General features: G+C 69.1%; 18 protein-coding genes. 7 read left to right on the top strand and 11 right to left on the bottom strand.

Annotation, left to right across the window (positions count from 1 at the left end; genetic code table 11):
- Positions 1-805: 805 nt before the first annotated feature.
- From AC3ANN_RS15050 to AC3ANN_RS15040, 3 genes are read left to right on the top strand one after another with little or no spacing between them, the layout of a single operon-like run.
- Complete coding sequence (locus tag AC3ANN_RS15050; RefSeq protein WP_488338197.1) at positions 806-3,754, top strand: glycosyl hydrolase; 2,949 nt, start codon at positions 806-808, stop codon at positions 3,752-3,754.
- A 31-nt stretch (positions 3,755-3,785) separates the two neighbouring features.
- Complete coding sequence (locus AC3ANN_RS15045; protein WP_488338196.1) at positions 3,786-4,301, top strand: MarR family winged helix-turn-helix transcriptional regulator; 516 nt, start codon at positions 3,786-3,788, stop codon at positions 4,299-4,301.
- Positions 4,298-5,173 (top strand): helix-turn-helix transcriptional regulator, encoded by an 876-nt coding sequence (locus tag AC3ANN_RS15040; protein WP_488338195.1) that lies wholly within the window; start codon positions 4,298-4,300, stop codon positions 5,171-5,173. Before AC3ANN_RS15045 ends, AC3ANN_RS15040 begins: the two co-directional genes overlap by 4 nt.
- A 40-nt stretch (positions 5,174-5,213) precedes the next feature.
- Here AC3ANN_RS15040 and AC3ANN_RS15035 read toward each other — a convergent pair whose 3' ends face one another.
- Positions 5,214-6,656, bottom strand: a complete 1,443-nt coding sequence (locus AC3ANN_RS15035; RefSeq protein ID WP_488338194.1) for an arabinose isomerase — start codon at positions 6,654-6,656, stop codon at positions 5,214-5,216.
- Between the two features lie 132 nt (positions 6,657-6,788).
- On the opposite strand from AC3ANN_RS15035, the gene AC3ANN_RS15030 reads away from it, so the two are divergent.
- Positions 6,789-10,772: a hypothetical protein gene (locus tag AC3ANN_RS15030; RefSeq protein WP_488338193.1), complete on the top strand. Its 3,984-nt coding sequence runs from the start codon at positions 6,789-6,791 to the stop codon at positions 10,770-10,772.
- On the opposite strand, the gene AC3ANN_RS15025 is transcribed toward AC3ANN_RS15030, so the two are convergent.
- The 8 genes from AC3ANN_RS15025 to AC3ANN_RS14990 all read right to left on the bottom strand — a co-directional run bounded on the left by AC3ANN_RS15025 (position 10,762) and on the right by AC3ANN_RS14990 (position 18,897).
- On the bottom strand, positions 10,762-11,775 hold the full coding sequence (locus AC3ANN_RS15025) for a LacI family DNA-binding transcriptional regulator (protein ID WP_488338192.1): 1,014 nt from the start codon (positions 11,773-11,775) through the stop codon (positions 10,762-10,764). The genes AC3ANN_RS15030 and AC3ANN_RS15025 overlap by 11 nt on opposite strands.
- A gap of 69 nt (positions 11,776-11,844) precedes the next feature.
- Entirely contained in the window at positions 11,845-12,879 is a 1,035-nt protein-coding gene (locus AC3ANN_RS15020) for an NAD(P)-dependent alcohol dehydrogenase (protein WP_488338191.1), read from the bottom strand.
- 80 nt (positions 12,880-12,959) lie between these two features.
- Positions 12,960-14,222: an ABC transporter substrate-binding protein gene (locus AC3ANN_RS15015; protein WP_488338190.1), complete on the bottom strand. Its 1,263-nt coding sequence runs from the start codon at positions 14,220-14,222 to the stop codon at positions 12,960-12,962.
- Positions 14,223-14,299: 77 nt separating this feature from the next.
- Positions 14,300-15,124 (bottom strand): carbohydrate ABC transporter permease, encoded by an 825-nt coding sequence (locus tag AC3ANN_RS15010; protein ID WP_488338189.1) that lies wholly within the window; start codon positions 15,122-15,124, stop codon positions 14,300-14,302.
- A 3-nt stretch (positions 15,125-15,127) separates the two neighbouring features.
- Entirely contained in the window at positions 15,128-16,054 is a 927-nt protein-coding gene (locus tag AC3ANN_RS15005) for a carbohydrate ABC transporter permease (RefSeq protein ID WP_488338188.1), read from the bottom strand.
- A 133-nt stretch (positions 16,055-16,187) separates the two neighbouring features.
- Complete coding sequence (locus tag AC3ANN_RS15000; RefSeq protein ID WP_488338187.1) at positions 16,188-17,459, bottom strand: cytochrome P450; 1,272 nt, start codon at positions 17,457-17,459, stop codon at positions 16,188-16,190.
- A gap of 14 nt (positions 17,460-17,473) precedes the next feature.
- Positions 17,474-18,706 carry an NAD(P)/FAD-dependent oxidoreductase gene (locus tag AC3ANN_RS14995; RefSeq protein WP_488338186.1) on the bottom strand — a complete coding sequence of 411 codons (1,233 nt, stop codon included), beginning with the start codon at positions 18,704-18,706 and terminating at the stop codon, positions 17,474-17,476.
- On the bottom strand, positions 18,706-18,897 hold the full coding sequence (locus AC3ANN_RS14990; protein ID WP_488338185.1) for a ferredoxin: 192 nt from the start codon (positions 18,895-18,897) through the stop codon (positions 18,706-18,708). Before AC3ANN_RS14990 ends, AC3ANN_RS14995 begins: the two co-directional genes overlap by 1 nt.
- A 567-nt stretch (positions 18,898-19,464) precedes the next feature.
- On the opposite strand from AC3ANN_RS14990, the gene AC3ANN_RS14985 reads away from it, so the two are divergent.
- From AC3ANN_RS14985 to AC3ANN_RS14975, 3 genes are read left to right on the top strand one after another with little or no spacing between them, the layout of a single operon-like run.
- A complete protein-coding gene (locus AC3ANN_RS14985) occupies positions 19,465-19,974 on the top strand; it encodes a hypothetical protein (RefSeq protein ID WP_488338184.1) in 510 nt (169 codons plus the stop codon).
- A 1-nt stretch (position 19,975) separates the two neighbouring features.
- The gene (locus tag AC3ANN_RS14980) at positions 19,976-20,647 is read left to right on the top strand and encodes a hypothetical protein (protein WP_488338183.1); all 672 of its coding nucleotides are present in this window, start codon (positions 19,976-19,978) and stop codon (positions 20,645-20,647) included.
- Between the two features lie 20 nt (positions 20,648-20,667).
- Complete coding sequence (locus AC3ANN_RS14975) at positions 20,668-20,976, top strand: hypothetical protein (RefSeq protein WP_488338182.1); 309 nt, start codon at positions 20,668-20,670, stop codon at positions 20,974-20,976.
- Between the two features lie 304 nt (positions 20,977-21,280).
- Here the strand turns inward: AC3ANN_RS14975 and AC3ANN_RS14970 are convergent, their stop codons facing one another.
- Together AC3ANN_RS14970 and AC3ANN_RS14965 are read right to left on the bottom strand one after the other, a co-directional pair.
- A complete protein-coding gene (locus tag AC3ANN_RS14970) occupies positions 21,281-21,922 on the bottom strand; it encodes a hypothetical protein (RefSeq protein ID WP_488338181.1) in 642 nt (213 codons plus the stop codon).
- A 60-nt stretch (positions 21,923-21,982) separates the two neighbouring features.
- Positions 21,983-23,086, bottom strand: coding sequence for a LacI family DNA-binding transcriptional regulator (locus AC3ANN_RS14965; RefSeq protein ID WP_488338180.1), 1,104 nt, complete (start codon positions 23,084-23,086; stop codon positions 21,983-21,985).
- Positions 23,087-23,219 lie beyond the last annotated feature (133 nt).

Below are 23,219 nucleotides of genomic sequence, written 5' to 3'. Positions count from 1 at the left end.
CTCTATCGGGCCGGCGCCGCGCTCGGCTGACGTACGGTTCCGAAACTGGCAGCAAGATCGCGTGGGAACAAACGCAGACGATCGAGACTGTCCGCGCTGATCCAGGAAGCTGCCGAACCTGATCGGATCCGCGGAACGACGCGATTCCGTATCAACTCCTATGTCAGTCGAATGAGTTCAAATCCCACCGTCACCGCCAGCTTGAAAGCCCCGCGAACCCTTCGAAACACTGGGATCGCGGGGCCTTTCGCATTCGTCCGAGTGGACCGTGCCCACATTTTGCCTACGTTCGAGAGCGAACGATCGGGGTCGGGGCAGATCAGGACGGCATCAACCCGCCCACGTGACCGCCGGTCGGGGAACCCTGCAGGGGGCGGGTTTCCTCGGCTGCGGCTACCAGCCATCTCGCGAATTTGGAACTCGAAGTGGATGCGCGCCATCGCCGAACACGTATTTCTTCCGGGGCCCGTGTCCTCCCGCGAAGCGCGAGCGCTGGAAGGAGGAAGGGCGGCAGGGGTACCGTGCGGGCCCGATGCGACTTAGGAGTGCCGATGATGACCGTCGTGCCCACAAGCACCGCGTTCTCCTCGGTTCGCGCGCGATTGCGGGCAAGATCGAGGTCCCGCGTGTGCAACGCCGTCGCCTCTCCCCATCGAAGCCCGGTGTATGCCAGGAACCTCACGAAGTCTGGATCCCTCGACTTCAGTGCCAAGAGCTCGACCTGGATGTGCACGGATCCATTGCATGTGTCGTGGCGACAATACATACTGTCGGTGAGACAGTTCTAGATGGAACGGACGCTGCAATGACGCTCGACAACTTCCGGCGCGAGATCGCCGACCCGGCCATCGAATTCCGCCCCGAACTGCGGTGGTGGCTCGCGGAAGGACTCCACACCGACGCCACGCTTCGCCGCGAGATCGACGATGCCCACCGGCTCGGGTTCGGCGGGATGGAGTTCCTCGCGATGGACGAGGGGGACATCGATCACGCGCGGTACGGGTGGGGCTCCGAGGAATGGGTGCACGACTCCCAGGTGGTCGTCGAAGAGACGACGCATCGTGGCATGTCGGTGAGCTTCACCTCGGGCACGAACTGGTCCAACGCGAACCTTCCGACCATCACGCCCGACGACCGCGCGGCCGCGCAAGAGCTGGATGTCGTCCACGAGACGCTCGGCGCGGGCGCCTCCCGCACCGGCGCGCTCCCCCGCATCGACCTGGACGGCCCCATCGCCGAGACGCCGATCCCCGGACACCGCGGCACCGTGACACAGCAGCATCTCGTCGCGGTGATCGCGGCGCGCATCGCCGGCGAGGGGCTGCTGGATGTGGCATCCGTCGTCGATCTCACGCCGCGAATGTCGGGGGACTCGCTCGACTGGGCCGCGCCCGACGGCGAAGGCGAGTGGCGGCTGTTCGCCTACTGGGTACACGGCACCGGGCAGACGGCATCGCCGTCCGCGAGCGTGAACTACACGGTCAACTACCTCGACCGCGACGGCGTCGACGCGGTGATCGCGTACTGGGACGACATCGTGCTCACGCCCGAGCTGCGCGACCTCATCTCTCGCAATCGGCGCGCCCAGATGTACATGGACTCGCTCGAACTGTCGACCTACGGCGCCGGCGGGATGTTCTGGGGATTCATGTTCGCCGACGAGTTCCGCGCCCGTCGGGGCTACGACATCGCGCCGTGGCTGCCGTTCCTCACCCGCAGCGCGCCGTTCATGGCTGTCTCGACCGTCTACCACCACGAGCCGGTGGACCCGGCCGACCGCAGCACGATCGACAAGGTGCGCTTCGACTACGTGCGCACGCTCACCGACCTCTATATCGAGAACATGCTGCGCCCCTTCGCGGCGTTCCTGCACAGCGTCGGGATGACGCTTCGCGCCGAGATCAGCTATGGCCTGCCGTTCGAGCTCACTCGTCCGGGACCCGAAGTCGACGGAATCGAGACGGAATCCCTCGAATTCGCAGGCCAGATCGACGCCTATCGGCTCATGGCCGGCCCCGCGCACCTCTTCGGCAAGCAGTTCTCGTCCGAGACGGGAGCGACGACCCGCAACTACATGCTCGAGCAGCGGTTCTACGACCAGATCATCGCGACGCAGCTCGCGGCCGGCATCACGAAGACCGTCCTGCACGGATGGGCGAGCCCGGCCGGCGCGGAGGGCGTGACGGAGTGGCCGGGGCACGAAGGCATGTGGCCGATGTTCTCCGAGCGCTTCGACACTCGCCAGCCCGGGTCGGAGTTCTACCCGCTCTGGACCGCCGCGATCGGACGCCTGCAATACGCCCTCCGCCGCGGGCGGCCGCGCGTGGATGTCGGCATCCTCCGCACGGACCACTTCACCGAGAACCTCATCGGCATGACGATGTGGGGGCCTGCCGGCGAGCGGATCCCCGACGAGGTCGCCTACGGCACGATGTGGATGCGCGATCGCACAAACTTCTGGTGGCAGGACCTCGGGATGCAGGATGCCGGCATCACGTACGAGTTCTTCGACGGCTCACTGCTGCTGCGAGACGACGTGTCGTTCGACGGCGACGAAGTCCAGCCGGAGGGGCCGGGTTACCGCGCGCTCGTCGTGTACCAGGACACGCTCGACGCGGACGTCGCTACGCACCTGCGGGGCTGGGTCCGCCGCGGCCTGCGGCTCGTGATCGTCGACGGCGCGCGCGAGCTCGTGTCGCTGTCGGGCGGCCGTCACCACGCGCACGAGAGCGCCGCGGCCGCGACGCCCGGACTCGACCGCAGGGATGCCGAACTAGCCGAAATCATGGCCGAGCTGCGGACGATGCCGACCGTACGCGTCACGTCGCCATCAGGCGTCGTGGCCGCGCTCGACGACCTCGATCGCGGCGGCGACAGCCGTGCCGGATTCGGCCGTGCTCGATTCGAAGAGGACAACCCGAACGTCCTCACGCACGTGCGCGAAGACGGGCCACTCACGGTGCTCTACGCCTACCACTTCCTGTACGAGACGGCCGAGCCGACGACCGTCGGCGTCGCGCTCGCGGGAACCGGCGCGGCGTACCGGCTCGACGCATGGAGCGGCGAGCTGCGCCCGCACCGCGGCATCCGGCGTTCCGAAGACCGCTCGATCGTGGAACTCTCGCTCGCCCCCGGCGAATCGGCGATCGTCGTGCTCGACCGTTCTGCCGACGTCACCGAGACCGAGCCGGCGGCCGTCACCGAGGTCGCCGGAATCGACGAGTGGCGGCTCGTGGTGGAGAGCTGGGACGCCGGCGAACCGGAGGTGATCACCGAGGATCGAGGGCTGGGATACACGTCGCGCGAGGTGCGCCCCACGACGGCCGTCACCCACCTCGACGCGGGCGTCGTGCGACTCGCGCCCTGGTCCGAGCTCGACGCCGTCGGACCGGAGGTCTCGGGCGTCGGCGAATACACCGCCACTCTGACGCTCGACGACGTGACTGCCGGCTCGCGCTACCTCCTCGACCTGGGGTCGACGGCTGGTGCACTCGGCTCCGTCCGCATCGGAGACGGTCCGGCGCGCGGGTTCGACACCGCGCGTCCCATCGTGGACGTGACGGCCGGCGTCCACGCCGGCACCAACACGATCACGGTGCGGGTGTCGAGCTCGCTCAACAACCGCCTGCGGGCGAATGGCTATTATGAGCGCGTCCCCGACATCATCGCCGAGGTCGTGGGCGACGGCCGCACGCAGCACGCGGTCGTCCGGCCATACGGGCTTCTCGGGCCGGTGCGGCTCCTGCGGGAGTGAAACGGGTCGGATTCGACGGGAACGGGAACTGATGGCACGAGGTCAGCTCGACGCCGACGCCGCCGCGGACCTCAGCCCGATCGTCGGCGACGATCCGCTCGACCTGCGGCTCTCACTCGCCTCGATTGTCCACTGGGCCGACAGCACCGCCGTGCGGCGGCGGGTCATGGGGCAGGTGGAGTTCCCCATCGACGACATGGGAATGTTCCTCGTCGTCAACCAGCTCTCGTACAACGGCGCGATGCGACCGGTCGAGCTGTCACTCGCGCTCGGCATGACGGCGACGAACATGAGCAAGATCGTGGGCCGGCTGGTGCGCGCGGGCCTGGTCGTCCGGGTTCCTGCGCCCGACGACGATCGCGGCGTGCTCGTGGCCCTGACCGACGCCGGACGGCGCATCGGCGAGCGCATCATGGCCACGGCGGAGGTCAACATCCGCGACATGCTCGCCGACTGGTCGGCGGACGACGTCGACGAGCTGCGACGCATGCTGGCCCGCCTCGCTCGCAGTCACCGTCCCGAACGACGCGGCACGCCGGCGTGGTGACAGTGGAGCACACCGGCGCGGGCGACACGGGCCCTGTCATCGTCGGAGCCAACTGGTACCGGTTCCGCCCGTCCGAGCACATCCTGCATCAGCGGGTCATGAGCGAGTGCTTCCTCTGGGTGGTGCAGGGCGGAGGCACGATCCGCTCGGGCAACGGGACGTTCCGCATGGACTCCTCGCGAATCCTGCGCCTCCCGTGGCACCACGACGTGGAGTACGTCGCAGACGCGCGCCGCCCGTACCACCTCGGCACGATCCACATCGTCCCCCGTCACGTCCGCAATCACCCCGCCATCCCACGGGTCGCCCACCGCCCCGGTGACCCGCTGCTCGACGACCCCGGCCGCACGGGACCCGAGCGCACCACCCCCGCATCGACGACATCCGCCACCTCCGGCGCCGGTCGCCGCGTGGCCGAACTGGGCGGGTTCGCCATCGAGCGGTTCCTGTCGGCGCCGTTCAACGAACCCGTGTTCCGCGCGCTCGCGGAGGTCATCCGCACGGAAGCTGACGAATGGGATGCCGAGGGGCAGGCGCAAGCCACGCTTCCGGTCGCCGTCGAGCAGATGATGGGATTCGTCAAAGACAATCTGGTGCGGCCGCTGTCGGTGGGCGAGGTCGCCGCCGCGGGCGGATGCAGCGCCAGCACGGCGGAACGCCTCTTCAACGCACACACCGGCACATCGGTCTCGACATGGATCACGCAGACCCGGATGCGCGAAGCGGCGTTGATGCTGCGGACGACCGGATTGCGCGTCGCCGAGGTCGCCGCGCTCGTCGGATTCAGCGATCCGCTCTACTTCTCCCGGGTGTTCCGTCGGACGTTCGGCGTCCCACCCAGCCGCTTCGGGGCCGGCGACCTGCGCCCGTGAGCCCGCGCGGGCCGCACCGGGAGCGGGCGCCGACACCGCCTCACACGACGCGGAAGTCGATCCCGAGGAGCGACGCCGCCGCCCGGTAGTCGCCGATCCGGCCGCCCACCGACAGCGACCAGTGGTGGCCGACCCCGGTCGCCGACCACTCGTCCACCCACTCACCCGGGTCGCGGCCGAAGTCGACCCGGCTGGTCGTGTTCCCGATCTCGAGCAGCGGTCCCGGCACGACCGTCCCCTCCGACGCGACGAACGACAGGGCCCCGTCGCGATCCTGACCCAGCCCGAGAAGCGTGACGGGTCCGTGCTGGACGTCGAACTCGACGCTCACTCCCCAGCCGCGCTTGCCGTGATAGACGCCCAGACCCCGCAGCAGCGGATCCCGACTCGACACAGCCAGGTGCGCCGGACCGTCGTGCCCCATCTCGACCACGCCGTCCTCGAAGTTCAGCGCCTGGATCTCGCAGAACGAACCGCCCGCGCCGACCACCTGCGTGGCGAGCTGGGCGACCGTGGTGCGCAGCTCGTACTCGCCCGTCGCGGGGATGCCCCGCGCGGTCAGCAGCGACGCCCCGAGGATCATGCCGGCGCCGAGGCGCTCATGCTGCTCGCCGTTCAGGCCGCGGTGGTAGTAGGCGAGGGTGTCGAGATCGAAGTCCTCCACGAGCCGGTCCAAACCCACCGACACGCGCGCGCCCCACGCGAAATCCTCATCCTCGACGCTGTCGTCGAGCGTGAAGATCTCCCGCGCGAGCGCCATCCGCTCGTCGGTCTCGGCGTCGGTGACGTCCTCGACCCGAACGCGCAAATCGTCGAACTCGAGCACTTCGACGTGCGAACCGAACGTCGTCGGCAGCAGCGTCAGGTCAGTCGACACGTCCAGCATCCCCGGATACAGGTGTCCCATGAGCCCGTGACGCGCGTGCCGCAGCGCCGCGCGGATGCGGGCCGCGTGCACCCACTCCTCAACGCGACGCCATGCCGATTCCTGTCGCAGCCATCCCGACACCGACCGGAACGGGATGCCGGCACGCCGGAACACGTTTCCGACTTCGGGAACCGGGCACTGGCCGCAGTACGCGAGCCACGCGCCGGTGTCGAACGACGCGTGGTCCATGCGTTCGGTGGGCTGCAGATCGATCACAAGCACGGGGCTCCCGGCTCGCTGCGCGATCGGCAGCACCATGGACGACGTGAGGTACGTCGTCAGGAACAGCACGATGAGGTCGCAGTCCGCCTGCCGCAGCCGCTCGGCGGCCACCGCGCCCTCCTGCGCGTCCGAGATGAACCCGATGTCCGTGACGTCGGCATCCATCTCGGCGAACCGCTCCGACACGTACCGCGCGGACTCCTGCAGCTGCGGGAGAAGCCCGGGGAACTGCGGCCAGTACGTGCCCAGGCCGCCGGCGACCAGACCGATCCTCGTCCTTCGACGTTGCTTCGGCGGGATGAGGCGGAGAAGCTCGTTCTGCGTGCTCGACATCGAGTGCGGCCTTCCGTGGTGGTCGAGTGGGTGGTGGCGTAAGGTGACCGTAGATCGATTAAATCGATTTTACAAGTCCGCGTCCACGACACTCCCGCGATTCGATCCAGGCGCGAAAGGAACACGCCGCCGATGATGCCGCCGTCGCTCGCCGAGCTCTTCGACCACCCGCCCCGCGCGTTCGGGCCGACGCCGCTGTGGTGGTGGTCGGGGGCGGCCGTGACCCCGGAACGGCTCGCGTGGCAGATGGCTGCATTCGACGAGGGCGGCATTCACAACCTCGTGGTGATCAACCTCGCGCCCGCCGGACCGCTGTTCGGCGCGGTCACCGACGAGCCGCGCTGGTTCAGCGACACATGGTGGGAGCGATTTACGCAGGCGTGTGAGATCGCGGCGGAGCGCGACATGCGGCTGTGGTTCTACGACCAGATCGGCTTCTCGGGCGCCGACGTCCAGGGTGGCATCGCGGGGTCGCATCCCGAGGTCGCCGGCGCGTCGCTGCGAAGCCGCGCAGCGGCGGTCGCTGGAGGCCGGCTTCAGCTCGCGGCCGGCGAGACGCTCGTCGGCGCGTACCGCCTGGACGGACGACGCCTCGACAGCACGCCCGATGGCCGTATCGCGGGAGCGCGAGAGGGCGACGCAGCGAACGCGATCACCTCGGTTCCCACCGCGTACGACTACCTCTCCCCCGAGGCCGTTGCCCTCCTCATCGACCGCGTCCACGGCGAGTACGACCGCCGCGTTCCCCAACACCTGGGCACCGTGATCGCGGGCAGCTTCCAGGATGAACTGCCCGCGACGAACGCATGGACCCCGCGGTTCGCCGCCGAGTTCCGAGACCGACGGGGTTACGACATCCTGGACCACCTGCCGGCGCTGTTCGGCGGCACGGGACCCACCGAGCGCAAAGTACGCGGCGACTACTACGCGGTGCGCGCCGCGCTCGCCGAAGAGGTGTTCTTCCACCCGCTCGCCCGGTGGCACAGCGAGCGCGGCATGCTCATCGGCGCCGATCAGTCTCATCCCGCGCGCGCGGGTTACCCGACGCAGGCGACGCAGCTGTACTCGGACTACCTGCGCACGCACCGCTGGTACGGCGCTGCGGGCAGCGATCACGAGGGCGACGCGAAGATCCACTCCTCGATCGCACACCTGTACGAGCATCCACGCGTGTGGATCGAGGCCTTCCATTCCAGCGGGTGGGGCGGGACGCTCGACGAGACCTATGACTGGCTCCTGCCGTTCCTGCGCAGCGGCGCGAACCTGTACAACCCGCACGCGACCTACTTCGGAACGGCGGGCGGATGGTTCGAGTGGGCGCCACCTTCGACGGATTGGCGGCAGCCGTACTGGCAGCAGTACCCGGCGTTCGCGACGGCGGTCGCCAGGATCGCCTCAATGATGTCGTGGGGCACGTACGACGCAGAGGTCGCGGTGCTGCACCCGACCTCGACCGCCCAGGCCGACCTCACGCTCGACCTGCCCGTCGACCATTTCGGCGATGGACGGATCGGAGGCGCCGGGAACGGAGACGGACCGCCGCGCGAGAGGGATGCCGCGCAGGAGGTGTACCTCGCGCTGGTCGGCACGAACAACTGGTTCCACCCGCGCATCGGCGCGCTGGATGCCGCACGCATCTCGTTCGACGTGATCGACGAGGATTCGATCGTCCGCGAGCCTCTCGGCGACGGGCGCATCGTCGTAGCGGCGCAGACGTATCGAGCGATCGTCCTGCCGTCCGCCACGGTGCTGGGGGAGCGGACCGCCCGCAGGCTCATCGATCTGCTCGACGCGGGTGGCCGCGTGATCGTCGTCGGGGTGCCGCCGCGGGAGGCGGCGGGCCTGCGCGGCGACGACGCGACCGTCACGACCCTCGCGACGCACCCCCGTCTGGAGCGGGTTCCGGATGCCGCGCACGCCGCCGACGCGCTCACCGAGCTTGCCGGCCACGCCGTCTCGGATGTGCCCCTGCTCGTGAGGCGGTCCGGCCGGTACGGGGTGGCGCTCGTCCTCGGCGCCTATCCCGGCGCGAGCGGGCCTCGGTCCACGGCATCCGTCGCGGGGGTCCCCGCCGAGGCGTCGTTCGATCCCGGTCTCTACGCCCGCGAGCGCACCGTGCGAGTGAAGGCTCGCGTCACCGAGGCGATTATGCTCGACCCTGCCACGGGTCGCCGGAGCCCGGCCACCGTCGCGCACGAGGACGGGGGCAGCGTCCTGACGGTGCGGACCGATGGCGCGCCGGCCGTGCTTGTCGCGTGGCGGGAGGCGGCAGCGGGCGAGTCCGCGGCGCCGGTGACGCCGCCTGCCGCTCCGAGGTGCCGATCGACGGAGCTCGACGACGGCTGGACCGGGGAGCTCGTCCCGACCATGGACAACACGTGGGGCGATCTCGCGCTGCCGGTGGGCTCCGACGTCGCGGCAATCCAGGTGTGGGAGTTCGAGTGGCGCGAGCAGGGTCGGCCCGGCACCGCGACAGCGAAAGCGACCTACGGCGAGCGGTGTCGGACGTTCGGGCCGGTTGCGGCCGAGGACGCGCCAGCGCCGCTGGATGTCCGCGGCGCCCAGGCCGTGCTCGGCGGCGAACGACCTCTCGCTCCGGACGACTGGGCCGTCAATGTGCACTCGCGCAGTCGCGGCGCTCAGGACCCGGGTCGTGGGACGCTCGGGCTGAAGGGGATCGTGCCGGAGGAGTTCGTACGGGTGCCCGCAACCGGGCCGGGCGAGCTCGCGAGCGTGCGGGCGCTGGTGCGCAGCGACATCGATGGCCGGGCCGAGCTGATCGTGGGCGCCGGCGCCGTCAAGGACGTGTGGTGGAACGGCCTGCCCGTCATCGGGCACGGCGACGAGGATGTCGTGCGCGTGCTCGTCGAGGTCGCACCGGTGAACGTGCTTGAATACCGGCTCGGTGAGAACCGCAACTCGCGTGCGGTCGCGGGGGCTGCCGATGTGCTCGGCAGCTTCTTCACGCTGGCCCGTCCGGGCGACTTCCCCGAGCGGCCGAGATACCTGCGCGCGCCCGAGGCGCTTGCCGCCGCGGGAACGGTCACCTACCGCGCGCGCGTCGACCTGCCCGCCGATGCGGAGCGCGCGACCCTGATCGTGGGCGCGACGTCCGGGGCAGTGGTGCGCATCGACGGCGAGCTGTTGGCGCGGCAGGCCGAGGTGGACTACTACGGCGCGGAGTGGGGGCCGATTCCGGCGCACTTCACGCACGACGCGACCGCCGCATTGCGCGCCGGCAGTCACGAGGTCTCGATCGAGACGCGGCCGGGGTCGGCGACGGACGTCGTGTTCGTCGACCTCGTGGCACACACCGCGCAGGGCATCGTGACGCTCATGAGCGGACCCGGGTGGAGCGCCACGGCCGGGGGCGTTTCGGGTGATGCGGTGGCGCACCTCGGACACTGGGACGAGCCGGCATCGACGCACGCCGCGCATCGACCCCACCCCCTGCCTCGCGCGACCTGGCTGCGCGGCGAACCCGAGACCGGCCGGACGCCGCCTGATCTCGCGGTGACGGATGATGTGGCGCCTGCCGCACAGATCCTGTCCTTCCGCATGCCTGCCGGCGCCGAGGCGCTCGACATCCCGCTGCGCCTCCCGGCCGAGATCGAGATCGACGGCCACGCCCGCACGTGGGATGGCGACACGGTCGTGCTCGACGCGCCGCCGTCCGCTCCGACTACCGTCACAATTCGCACCGAACCGACAGCCTTCCTGCGCGGAGGATCGGCGCTCGACGGCCCCGTACTACTTCGTACCGGGCCCGCCCCGATCACGCTCGGCGACTGGCGCGACATCGGCCTCGCCTCATGGTCGGGCGGAGTCCGCTACCGGCGGCGGATCGTCGTACCCGAGGAGTGCGAGACGGCGCGCCTCGACCTCGGACGCATCCGTGGCAGCGTCCGTGTCGAGGTCGACGGCGACGTTGTCGGTGACCTCTTCTGCGTGCCGTACGTCGTCGACCTCGGCGCACGCCGCGGCGAGCTCGACCTCGCTATCACTGTGAACAACACGCTCGCGCCGTTCCTCGCGGCATCCACTCCCACAGCGTGGGCGTTTCCGTCGCAACGCGGTTCCGGCTTGTACGGGCCGGTGACGCTCCTCACCGCGTGACGGCGGGCGCGGATCGGCGGATCACGAGCCGTGGCGGGAACACCGCGGAGACATGCTCGTGCTCGTCGGGTTTGGCGGCGAGTTCGGCGGCGAGCGCCTCGACGGCCGCACGGCCCACCTGCTCCTTGGGCTGCTCTACCGTCGTCAGCGGGACGCGGCCGATCTCGGCGATCTCGAGGTCGCCGTAGCCGACGACCGCGACGTCCTCGGGGACGCGGAGTCCGGCATCCGTGAGGGAGCGGATCACCCCGACCGCCAGGAGGTCGTTCGTACAGAACACGCCGGCCGGTGGATCTGCGGCGAGATCCCGGCCCACCTCGACCCCCGCCTCGACGGTCATGTGCTCGACGTTGATCTCGCGCAACGGCACGCCCGAAGCATCCGCCGCGGAGTGGGCTCCCGCGCTGCGGTCGAGGCACTGCGGGATGTTGAGTTCGCCGTTGAGCACCAGGATGTCGCGGCACCCGCTGTCGACGAGATGCTCGACGGCTATGCGCCCGCCCGTGACGTCGTCGACCGCGACGGAGCAGCCTTCTGCGCTGTCGGCCACGCGGTCGATCAGCACGAGCCGCGCGCCCACCATCCGCAGGCGTCGCAGCCGCTGCTGGTCGGCGCTCAGTGTGACGACGAGAACCCCCGCCGCGCGCTGCTCGGCCAGCATGTTGAAACTCGCCAGCTCCCGCGCGGGATCATCGTGGCTCACGCAGAGGGCGATCGTATAACCGCGCTCGGCGGCCTCCTCGGTGACAGCGCTCGCGATCGCGGCGTAGAACGGGTTCGCGATCTCGGGCACCACCAGGCCGATGAGACGGCTGTTGCCGAGGCGCAGCGCGGAGGCGGCGCGGTTCGGGACGAAGTCGAGCTCCTCGATGGCCGCCATGATGCGAGCCCGCGTCGCTTCGGCCACCTTCTCGGGGCGGTTCAACGCGTTGGACACCGTCCCGGGCGAGACCCCGGCCAGCCGCGCGACAGCCGCGAAACCGAGATCCTTACTCCTGGTCACGGCGCCTCCCTCCGGCATCGCGCGGTCGTCGGAATCGACGTTAGCGGTGCACCGGTCCCGCCGGGAGCATCACGAGAAGTCGCTGGGCACCGCGTTCGGGTAGATGACGGCCTTGAGCGAATCGGGCACGCGGGAGGCGAGCGTCAGGGCGTCCTCGCTGCCGTCGAGCGCGAAGCGGTGTGTCACGATGCTCGCGACATCCACCCGGCCGGAGGCCACCAGCGCGATCGCCGTAGGCCATGTGTGCGCATACCGGTTGACGAGTGAGATCGAGATCTCCTTCACGTTCAGGCGAGACAGCGGCAGCGAGACATCCTGCTTCGGCATGCCGACCATCGCGGCCCGGCCGCCGTTGCGCAGTCGCCACAGACCCGATGCGAGTGCGCCGGGAGCACCCGAGCACTCCAGCAGCACGTCGGCGTCTTCGTGACCGGGTCCGTCTGCGACCTCGCCCGCGCGCTCGGTCGCGAATCCGAGCTCGGCTGCCTTCGCGAGCCGGAACTCCGACACGTCGCTCACGACGACGTGCGATGCCCCTTCCGCACGCGCGACTTGCGCGGCGAGGATGCCGACAGGACCGGCGCCGGTGACGCGCACCCGATCACCGGCCTGCAGCGACGCCTTGCGGCACGCCCAGATGCCCACCGAGAGCGGCTCGCACAGCGCCGCCTCTTCGAAGGACATCGAATCGGGCACTGGATACAGGTTGCGCTCGTCCATCGCCAGCCGCTGCACGAGAGCGCCATCGAAGGGTGGGGTCGCGAGGAACGCGAGGTCGGGGCACAGATGATAGCGGCCGGCCATGCAGTCCTCGCAGTCCCGGCACGGTCGACCCGGCTCGATCGCGACTCGGTCGCCCACGCGAACCCGCGTGACGTCGGACCCGATCGCCACGACCTCACCGGCGACCTCGTGGCCGAGGATCAAAGGACCCTCGACCCTCCAGTCGCCGATGTAGCCCACGCGATAGTAGGCGGTGTCTGACCCGCAGACGCCCACCGCCTCGATGCGGACGATGGCCTCTCTCGGACCCGGCTGCGGCTCGGGCACCGCGCGGAGCTCGATCGTCCCGAGCTCGGGCATCACGGCTGCGACGTTCGTCATGTTCTCTCGTCCTCTCCGCCGCCACGCGGCGGCCGTGGCGGGCCGGCGGCCGGCGGAACGATCCGCCGGCCGCCGATTGCTCATCCTTCGGCGTATGCCGCATCCATGCGCTGCAGCGCCTCGGCGGGCGTGATCTCACCCGCGAGGAGCTGCTGGCCGGCCTCGAGGTGCACCTGCTGCACGTTCGCATTCGGCCACAGCTGATCCATGAACGGGTCGGTCTTCCCCTCGGCCATGAAAGTCATGAGGGGAGCCAGCGCCTCGTCGACCTCGTACTCGGGGTCGAGCGCGGGGATGCCCGCGATCGCGTCGGCGTAGAGCGCCTGCCCTTCGGGAGATGTGATGAACTCGATGAACTGGCGAGCCTGGTCGCCGTTTTTCGTGTCGACGTTGATCGCGTATCCGGCGCCCATCGCCGCAGCCATGCGGGTCGATGCCGGGTCATCGTTCGCCGGCAGCGGCTCGAGGCTGAACTCGGTGCCATCCGGGGCGGTCTGACGGATCGCGCCGACGGACGCGTTCACCTGCACGGATGCCAGCGCCTCACCCTTCGCGACCAGGTCGAGCGCACCCTCGTAGGCCGTGCCCAGCGCATTGTCCTGGAAGCATCCGGCATCGTTCATCTCGATGTACTTGTCGAACGCGTCGACCCACGCCGAATCGGCGAAAGTCACCTCGCCTTCGGACATCTGCTGAGCGAAGTCGGGGTCGGGGCCGTACACGAGCGTGGGCGTGAGCGCGTACGGAATGAGCTGCACGTTCCACGGCGTCGCGCCCGCGAGCGCGAATGCCGACTTGCCGGCCGCCTTCGCGTCGGCGCACAGCGCGAGCACCTCGGTCCACGTCTGCGGCACCGTGAGGCCGAGTTCGTCCATGACCGTGAGGTTGTAGGCGGCTCCGATGCCGGCCGAGCTGACCGGGGCGACGTACGTAGCCCCCTCGTAGTCGCTCAGGACGCGGTACGCCTCTGGGATCTTCTCGACGAAGTCCATGTCCGAGAGGTCTTCGACCAGTCCGGCCTCGGCGACGACCTGCTTGGCCATCGGGTTGCCGTCGCCGGGCCACACGAAAAACACGTCCGGCGCGGTGCCGCTGGAAAGCTGCGTTCGCAGCGTGCTCATGTAGTTGTCGGTGTCGGACGACGTGATGGTCACGTCGATCCCGGTCTGCTCGGTGAACGCCTCGGCGACGGCCTCGGCCCCCGCCTTGTCGCTGGTCACGACGGCGAGCGAGATCCCGCCTTCGCCCGTCGCGCCTCCCCCGCTGGGATTGTTCGAACATGCCACGAGGCTCGCGGCGACCGCGACGCCCGCCACTGCTGTTGCGACGACTCTGTAGCGCATCTGAGTGCTCCTTGCTTCTCTGGTGTGTTTCTTCGGGTGATGGACCGTCGACGGTCGGCGGTCCGTGTGACGACCGCTCATCCCTTCAGCCCGCTCGCGAAGCCCTGGATGACGGTCCTCTGGAGGATGAAGTAGGCGATGAGGATGGGCGCGATGCTGATGACCAGCCCCGCGAAAACGAGGTTCCACTGCGAGATGTACTGCCCGACGAAGCTGTAGAGGGTCACCGGGACCGTCAGCTGACCGCTGCCGGAGAGGTACAGGAGCGGGGTGAGGAAGTCGTTCCACACGGTGATGACGTTGAGGATGACGACCGTCCCCGTGATGGGCCGCAGCAGCGGGAAGACGACGCGCCAGAACGTTCCGAAGACGCCGGCTCCGTCGATCGCTGCGGCCTCCTCGTACTCGGCCGGGAGTGCCCGCAGGAATCCGGTGTACAGGAAGATCGAGAACGGCATCTGCAGGCCGATGTAGTAGATCACCAGACCCCACACCGATCCGAGCAGGCCGAGATCGCGCATCGTGGTGTAGAGCGGGATGAGCGCGAGCTGGAAGGGCAGCAGAAGCCCCACCATGAAGCCGAAGAACGCGATCCTCGACCACGAGCGGGTGACCCGCGCGAGCGGATACGCGGCCAGCGACGAGAACACCACGAGGAAGAGGACGCTGACGACCGTGACGACGGCGCTGTTGACGAGGGCGTTGCCGAGGTTTCCCTGCACCCATGCGTCCGCGTAGTTGTCGAGCGTGAACGTCGACGGCAGGTCGACCGGCCCTGCGGGATCGTTGGGCTCGCGGAACGACAGGTTGAGGAGCACGAACGCGGGGATGAAGAACACGACCGCCACGGCGATCATGACGACTTCGAGGATGGCGGTGCGCCACGTGTATCGGTGCAGCATCGGTCAGCCCTTGTTCTGGCGGGCGAGGAGGGCGTACTGGCCGGCCGAGAGGATCGCGACGAGCACGGTCAGCACGAGGGCGATCGCGATCGCGTACGCGAACTCCCCCAGCTGGAAGGCGTTCTTGTACAGGAGCGTCGACATGGTCTCGGTCGAGCCGCCCGGGCCGCCGCCGGTCATGACCCACACCTGATCGAAGAGCTTCAACCCGCCGATGATCGAGAGCATGAGGTTGATCGTGATCGCGGGGGCGAGCTCGGGTCGGATGATGCTCCAGAAGCGGCGGAACGGGCCGGCACCGTCGAGGTGCGACGCCTCGATGATCTCTTCGGGGATGCCCTGCAGGTTGGCGAGGAAGATCACCATCGAGTAGCCCGCGAACTGCCAGATGACGACGATGCACACGGACCACATGGCGATCTTCGGATCACCCAGCCAGTTGGGCGCGATCGCCCCGAGGCCGATCGCTCCGAGCAGTTCGTTGATCGCGCCGCCCGGCGAGTAGAGGTTCTGCCACAGGTACGCCGTAGCGACAGGGGTGATGACCGCCGGCGCGAAGAGAAGCACCCGCAGCACGTTGCGGCTCTTGATCCTGGTGTTTACGCCCAGCGCGAGCAGCAGGCCGATGGCGTTCTGGACGATCGTGATCGTGATCGCGATGACGATGGTGCGCCCGATCGCGGTGGCTGCCTTGGGGTCGTTCCACATCTTGACGAAGTTGTCGATCCCGATGAACTCGCGCTGCGACGACAACCCGTCCCAGTCGGTGAACGCGAGACCGGAGCCCTGCACGCTCGGCCAGAGGACCACGAAGATGTAGAACGCCGCGGCGGGCACCAGGAACAGCCACATCGTCCGTCCCGCGCGCCCGGCCCTGCGCGGACCGGAGCGCCGGCTGGACTGCGTCACCAATGCCGCCGTTGCTGCCATGTGTGAGCGACCCCCTCGTCGTGTGGCGAACGTCTCGTGTGGATGAGCGATTAAATCGATTTAACGCCTCCGAACCCACGTTAGGTCGGCGGGCGCGAGACTGTCAAGACCGGGCCCGCGACGCTCTCCCGTTTCACGGCCCGTCCCACGCGACGACCACCTCTCCGGCTTCGTAGGTCGCGACGGGGTGGGCGAACGGCAATGGCTCGAGCTGCTCGGCGCGCACGAGCCGGAGGCCCGGCAGCTCGAGCAGGCGCGTGATCGCCTCTCGGATCTCGACTCTTGCGAGCTGCTGGCCGATGCAGCCGTGGATGCCGTGCCCAAATCCGATGTGGCCGAACGCATCACGATCGAGGTCGAACCGCTCCGGCTCGTCCCAGCGTCGGGGATCACGGTTCGCCCCGACAGGCGAGGCGGACACCGTCGTGCCGGCCGGGATGTGGAACCCGTCGATGTCGACGTCCTCGGTCGCCGTCCGCGGGAACAGCGTCAGGAACATCGCGCCCGTTCGCATGAACTCCTCGATCGCCGGACCGATCGCCTCCGGCTCCCGCTGCAGCTTCGCGAGCTGATCCTCGTGCGTCAGCAGCGCGACCATCGCGGTGGAGATCAGGTAGGCCACCGAGTCGCGCCCGGACGACATGAGCATGTGCAGCAGGCCGACGGCCTCATCCGGGTCCACGACGTCCGACGTGAGGAGGTCGGTCACCACATCGTCCCCGGGATCGTCACGGCGGCGCTCGATGATCTCGCGCACGAAGTTGTACTTCTCCTGCTCGGACCCACCCCCGACGAACAGGTCGACGAATCGATCGTGCATATCGAGCGGGATGCCGAGCACCTGGCAGTGGGTGATCGAGGCGATCGGCTGCGCATACCGGCGCCACACGTCATTGGGCGCCCCCTCGGACCGGAAGATCTCCAGCTGCCGCGAGACGGTGTCCGCGACGTCCGGCTGGCGCGACCGTACGTGCCGGAACGAGAAGCGCGACGTGATGGCTCGTCGCAGGCGCGCATGATCCTGGCCGTCGAGTCGCAGCAGGTTCGCCCGCTCGGAGCGCACTGCCGCGGCATCCAGTGCTCCGTCGTCGACGACGTTAGCGTCGTGGTCGCCAGACGCGTGCGGCCCGGGGCCCGCTGACCCGGGTTCTGCGGAGCCGGCGTGCGCGGCATCCGGCCCCAATGGCATGCGTGCCGGGTGAAGACTGAAGCGCGGGTCCTCGAGTACCGTCCGGACGATGCCGTAGCGGGTCGCGATCAGACCGTGGTGACCGTCCTCGTAATCCAGTGGTGTCGCGGGGGCCTCCTCGCGCCACGCGGCGATCGAGGGGGACGGGCGCAGCGGCGTACCGTCATCGGGAAGGGTGACCGGGTGGAACGGGCACCGCGACGGCTCGGATGGCATGTCGTCCTTCCTGTTCATGACACGCTCGCCAGTGCGGGCGCGGAGGGTGCGGGCGCGGACTGCGACGCGTCGACCTGGCGGCGCGCATCGCGGAAGAGGCGCGGGGCGTTCCAGCCGACGATGCCGGCGACCCCGTGTGGGCCGCGCGACGCGTAGACCGCCCGGCCGGCGTCGTCGCCGTCGATCACGGTGAGCGGCGACGCCGGGTCGAACTCGCCGTAGACCTGGATGCGGATCCCATGGATCTCGGACCAGAAGAAGGCGGGTCCCGGAGGGGTCGGCGGCGCGCCAGCGATCGACGCGGCGACCGACAGCGCTTGGGCGATCGCGTGCGCCTGGTGCTCGATGCGGCGCCCCTGGCCGGTGACCGGATCGATCCACCGCGCGACGTCGCCGACAGCGAAAACCCCCGGCGCCGCGAGGCCGGTCTCGTCGCACACGACGCCGTCAGCGAGGGTGAGGCCCGAGCCCGCGAGCCAGCGAGTCGCCGGCTCACTGCCGACCGCCTCGACGACGACATCGGCGTCGATCGCCGTGCCGTCGTCGAGCACGAGGCTCGCACCGCCGTCGCGTGCGTCACGCCGTCCGCGGCGCCGACCACGGCGCACCGCCCGCGGCGCGGATCCCAGGCGCAGGTCGACGCCGTTCTCGCGGTGCAGTGCGACGAGCTGGTCCGACAGCAGGGTTCCGGCGGCTCCGAGCGACAGGCGCGGGGATCGGCCGGCGAGCACGGTCTCGAGCCCGATCCGTCGCGCCGCGGCGGCGATCTCCGAGCCGAGCACGCCGGAGCCGGCAATGGCGACGCGCGCGGCGTTCGTGAACGCGTCGCGCAGGGCGCGCACATCGTCAAGGGTGCGCAGCGCGTGTACGCGCGGTCCGTCACTCACGAGCGCCCGGCGCGGAGTCGTGCCCGTCGCGATCACCAGCACGTCGTACCGGACCCGCTCGCCCGAGAGCTCGACCGTGCGCTCGCGGATGTCGAGGCCGGTCGCGGTCGTGCCCGTGCGCACCTGGATATTCAAAGCATCGAGTTCGGCGGCCGTGAGCATCGTCGCCTGCTCGGGCTCCCACTCGCCGAGAAGCACCTGCTTCGACAGCGGCGGGCGGGCGTAGGGCAGCGCGGGTTCCGATCCGATGATCAGCACGTCTCCGCCGAAGCCCGGCGCGCGGAGTGCTTCCGCCGTCGCGAGCCCGGCGAGCGATGCGCCGACGATGACGACGCGCGACTGTGGGCGATGCGCCCCCATCAGTCTTCGACCTTGATCGCTCGTGCCGGGCACAGCGATGCTGCCCGGCGCGCAGCGGCGCGATCAGCCGGCCCCGGCTCGGCATTGTGGACGACGACGATCCCGTCGTCGTCCTGATCGAACAGGCCGCCTGCGACGAGGGCGCATTGGCCCGCTCCGACGCAGGCGGACGTGTCGGCGATGATCCGCATCGATGGCTCTCCGTGCTCCTACTGGTGCTTCGAGCCTAGGAAGCGGCCACCCGGGGTCACCACAGACGATCAGTGCATTACATGGACGATCCGCGCAGCGTGCTTGAACCACGTTCGCCAGTGCGCGATGCGACGACAACCATGGGCGCCGGGGGGACACGCTTTCATCGGCGCATGCCGACCGCCCCTGGCACGAAAGCGATCGTGGAACCGGCTGAACGTGCGGCTTTCAGCGGTTGATGGACCGATGCGGAATGAGGAGGACCGAACCGCTTTGGGTTCAAATCCCACCGTCACCCGCTTCCCCGTGTGTCCGGTGCATCACGTGGCGACGGATCAGCAACAAGCGAATCCAAACGTCTCAATCGCCTCACCACGCAACGCTGCCAGGCCCGGCGAAGAGTGGGATCGGGGGTCTGCCGTGACAGCGAGTCCGCCCGACCTGAGCGAATCCGGCGGAGCGTGGCGTCTGTGAAGCCGGAAGGCCGCCGTGTATCAGACCCGCGCCGCCTGCCCTCCTCCCTTCAAGCGACCGAACCGGCCGTCGAATCCAGAAGGAGGGTTCTCATGAGCACTCTGCACGTGGAGAATTTCGGGTCCGTGGAGCTTCTGCGCGCGCACCGGACGCTGGGCATCTCACCCGGCGACCTCGCGTCCGTGATCGAAGACGAGGCCCGGCGCGCCATCGAGGAGGCTGGCGGCAGCCGGCAGCGGGCGATCGGCCTCGGCATCCGGCGACTCCGCGCTCGCGGCCTGATCACCGACGTCGACGTGAAGCGGCTGGAGCAGGCGAGTCGGATCCTCTTCCTGGTCGACGCGGGCAAGCAACCGCCCGAGGAGGCCGCGGCCACCCTCGACACGCTCTTCCGGGAGTCGCTGGACGACCCCGACGCAAGCGAGATGGGATCGACCATGGTCGGCGTCACCTACGCTGCGCGCAACAGCACGGTCGCACCGGCGATGGGGCTGTTCGGGATGCTCATCGGCGGACTCCTCACCGGAGGTTCGGGCGGGATGCTGATCGGCGGCCTGATCGGTTGGGGCGTCGGCAAGGTCTGCGGAGATGAGGAGGAGTGACATGGCCATTCTCAGGCTTACGTCGATCACCTGCCAGGGACAGGCGGAGACGTTCACCGACGAGCTGTACGTGACTTTCAACGGCACGAAGCGCTCGCTGCCGAACATGACCAAAGGGCAGACGAAGTTGCTCGGAGACGAGTTCATTTTCGAGGGGACGCGGCAGCTCAGCTTGTTCGAGAACGACGGAGACCACTGGTACGACCGCGACGATTTCATCGCGGCGCACATGATCACCGAGTCGCCCGGGGATGCCTCCCTCGAGTTCGCGACGAACAGCGGCAACGCAGCCGGCGCACGCTACACCCTCGGCATCCGCGTGGGCGAGCCGAGCGGAACGGCCGTGCTACGCCTTCGGTCGATCACCTGCGTCGAGCAGGCCGAGACGTTCACCGATGAGCTGTACGTGACCTTCAACGGCACGAAGCGCTCCCTGCCCAACATGACCAAGGGCCAGACCCTTCCGCTCAGCGACGAGTTCCGCTTCGTGGGCTCGCGGGATCTGAGCCTGTTCGAGAACGACGGCGACCACTGGTACGACCGCGACGACTTCATCGCGAAGCGCACGATCTCGACGTCGCCCGTCGACGGAACCTTCGATTTCGTGGCGAGCAGCGGAAACGCCGAAGGGGCGCACTACTCGCTCAGCCTGAGCGTCAGCCCGGCTCCGTAGACACGGAAGGGATTGGGATCATGCCTGTCCGAGAGAAATTCGTCCGCGCGGGGGATTGGCGGACGCTGGAGACGTTCTGGAACGTGACGACGACCGCCTGGTTCCAGATGCCAGCCGGCGCCGAGGTCAAGATCCGCTACTCGGGCTGGTGGTTCGGTGTCGACCGGCAGCGCACGCGGCTCGACGGAACGACGGTGAAGCGGCTGGTGATCAGCCGGTGGTCGGTGTTCACGGCCCGGCTCCAGATGAAGGTGCCGGCCGACACTGTAGTGATCTACGTGGTCGAACCCGGGAACGTCGCCAACCTACCGCCCGGCATCTCGTTCTGAGCACGAAGCCTCGCGTCGGCAAACATGCTCAACGGGCCGGGCTCAACCGCCCAGGGCATACTCGCCCTGTCCAGCCGCTCATCGCGTGAAGCATCGCGTCGGCGCTGCACGAGCGGAGTGGTGTGGCAATGCCGCGGCAACAACCGGATCACACCGAGCCCAATCCAGGTGATCGAGACGGGTCACCCAACTGATCGAATCCGCATGAATCCGTGGTGCGAGATCGAGGCGGACGTCGGGCGTATGGGTTCAAATCCCACCGTCACCGCCAGAAAAGCCCCTGTTCTGCAGGGGTTTTTCCATGTCAGCCGCCCGGTCCGACCGGGTCGATCGGGGCGCCGTCGCCGTTCTCGGGCAGGTCGCCACGCTCGACCGGCTCGGCCGGACCTGTGGGCAGGTCGGAGAAGAGGAGCTCGAGCTCGGCGTCCGACGGCACGCGCAAGGCCTTCGCGGCCGCCAGAAGGTCCGCGGGCGGCGTGCCGTTCATCCCGGTGACGCGGATCAACGCGTCGTCCCGGACGGCGATGTACTCGTGCACGCTGCCCCCTGACCGGTGCCACACGCCATCCTCGTCCGTGCACGTCACCGGTTCGGCGGGTGCCTCCGACAGCGGCGTCTCCACGCACGACGCAGCCGTCAGCTCGCCATGGTCGGTGCGGATGGTCACCATGGCGCCCGTGGTCTCGTTGAACCACGTGGCCGACATCCCGTCGGCGGCGCCGATGCCGACGGACTGCGGCGCCAGATCGTAACCGTCGACGGCGGTCGTGAACACGAGGTCGGCGGCGATGCCGACGACGCTTGCGCGCTCTGCGATCGCGTCGGGGTCTGCGGCATCCGTCCCCGGGGCGCCCGACGCGCACCCACCGAGTGAAGCGGCGACGAGAGCTATGACGCCGGCCACCGCCGCCGAAGCCACCGGGCGGAGTCGACGTGATCGAGGCATGAGAGCATCCTTCCTCACGCGCGCAGCCGACGCACCGCGACACGGCTCCGCTTGCTCGCGTCAATCACCGCCCGTCATCCGGTCGGGGGCAGGCGCGGTGCTGCTTCGCACCACGAATTCGACGGGTGGAAGCTGGATCGTGGGCGGCTCCGTTCCTTCCACGATCGCGACGAGCGTGCGCGCGCACTCGGCGCCCCACGAGAAGACGTCCTGCCTGACCGTCGTGAGCGGCGGCACGATGTACGGCGCCAGGGGGATGTCGTCGAATCCCACGATCGAGAGGTCGAGGGGGACCCGCATGCCGCGGTCGGATGCAGCGGACATCCCCGCGATCGCCATGAGGTCGTTCGCGTAGATGATCGCGCTCGGGGGGACGGCGAGATCGAGCAGCTCGTGAGTCGCGCGTGCGCCGGACGCGCCGGTGAAGTCGGCGTCGACGACCGGCCCCGGCTCGAGGCCCAGTTCGGCCATCTCGTCCATCCACGCTCGCCGGCGGACGTCCGAATGCACGTATCCGCGCGCACCGGCCACGTGCGCGATCCGGCGATGTCCCAGTGCATACAGGTGTCGAACGGCCCTCCGGACGCCGGCCGCGTCGTCGACGCCGATCGGGTCAAGTCCGCTGCCCTTCGGTGTCGTGGGGCCGACGAGCACGCACGGCATCCCGAGTGCCTCGAGTTGCGCCGGCCGTGCGTCGGTCGTGCGCAGGTCGGTGAGGAAGACGCCATCGACCCTCGCCTCGTGGGCGAATCGCACGTACGCGTCTCTCTCGCTCTGCTCGCTGTCGACCACCTGCAGGACCAGGGCGTAGTCGACCTCCGACAGCCCGCTTTCGACCCCCGCGACGAACTGGGGGAAGAACGGGTCGGTGCTCAGCAGCTCGGGCTCTCGACGGACGACGAGGCCGAGTGCTTGGGCACGGCTTCGCGACAGGGCTCGTGCGCGAGCATCGGGCCTCCAGCCCAGCTCCTCGGCAGCCAGCAGGATGCGTTCGCGGGCCGCTTCGCCGACACCGGAGCGGCCGTTGAACACGAAGGACACAGCGCTTTTCGACACGCCCGCTCTCGCCGCGACATCCCCGATCGTCGCGCGGCGTTCTGATCGGTGGGCGGCGACGTCAGCTGAGGGCTGCGGGGACGGCGGCTCACCTGCGAGTGCGTTCACATCGCCGATCCTAGCGCACTGTTTAGCAACGATTTAGAACCCGGGATCCGCAGAGCTACCGCGGTTTGCTCGCACTGTCGCCGTCGCTGCGGTCGCGGTTGACGGTTGCAATCAGAACCGGTTTACTAGACCT

Source organism: Microbacterium sp. STRO-2N (assembly GCF_057747775.1).
This window is presented reverse-complemented; position numbering and strand designations above follow the sequence as displayed.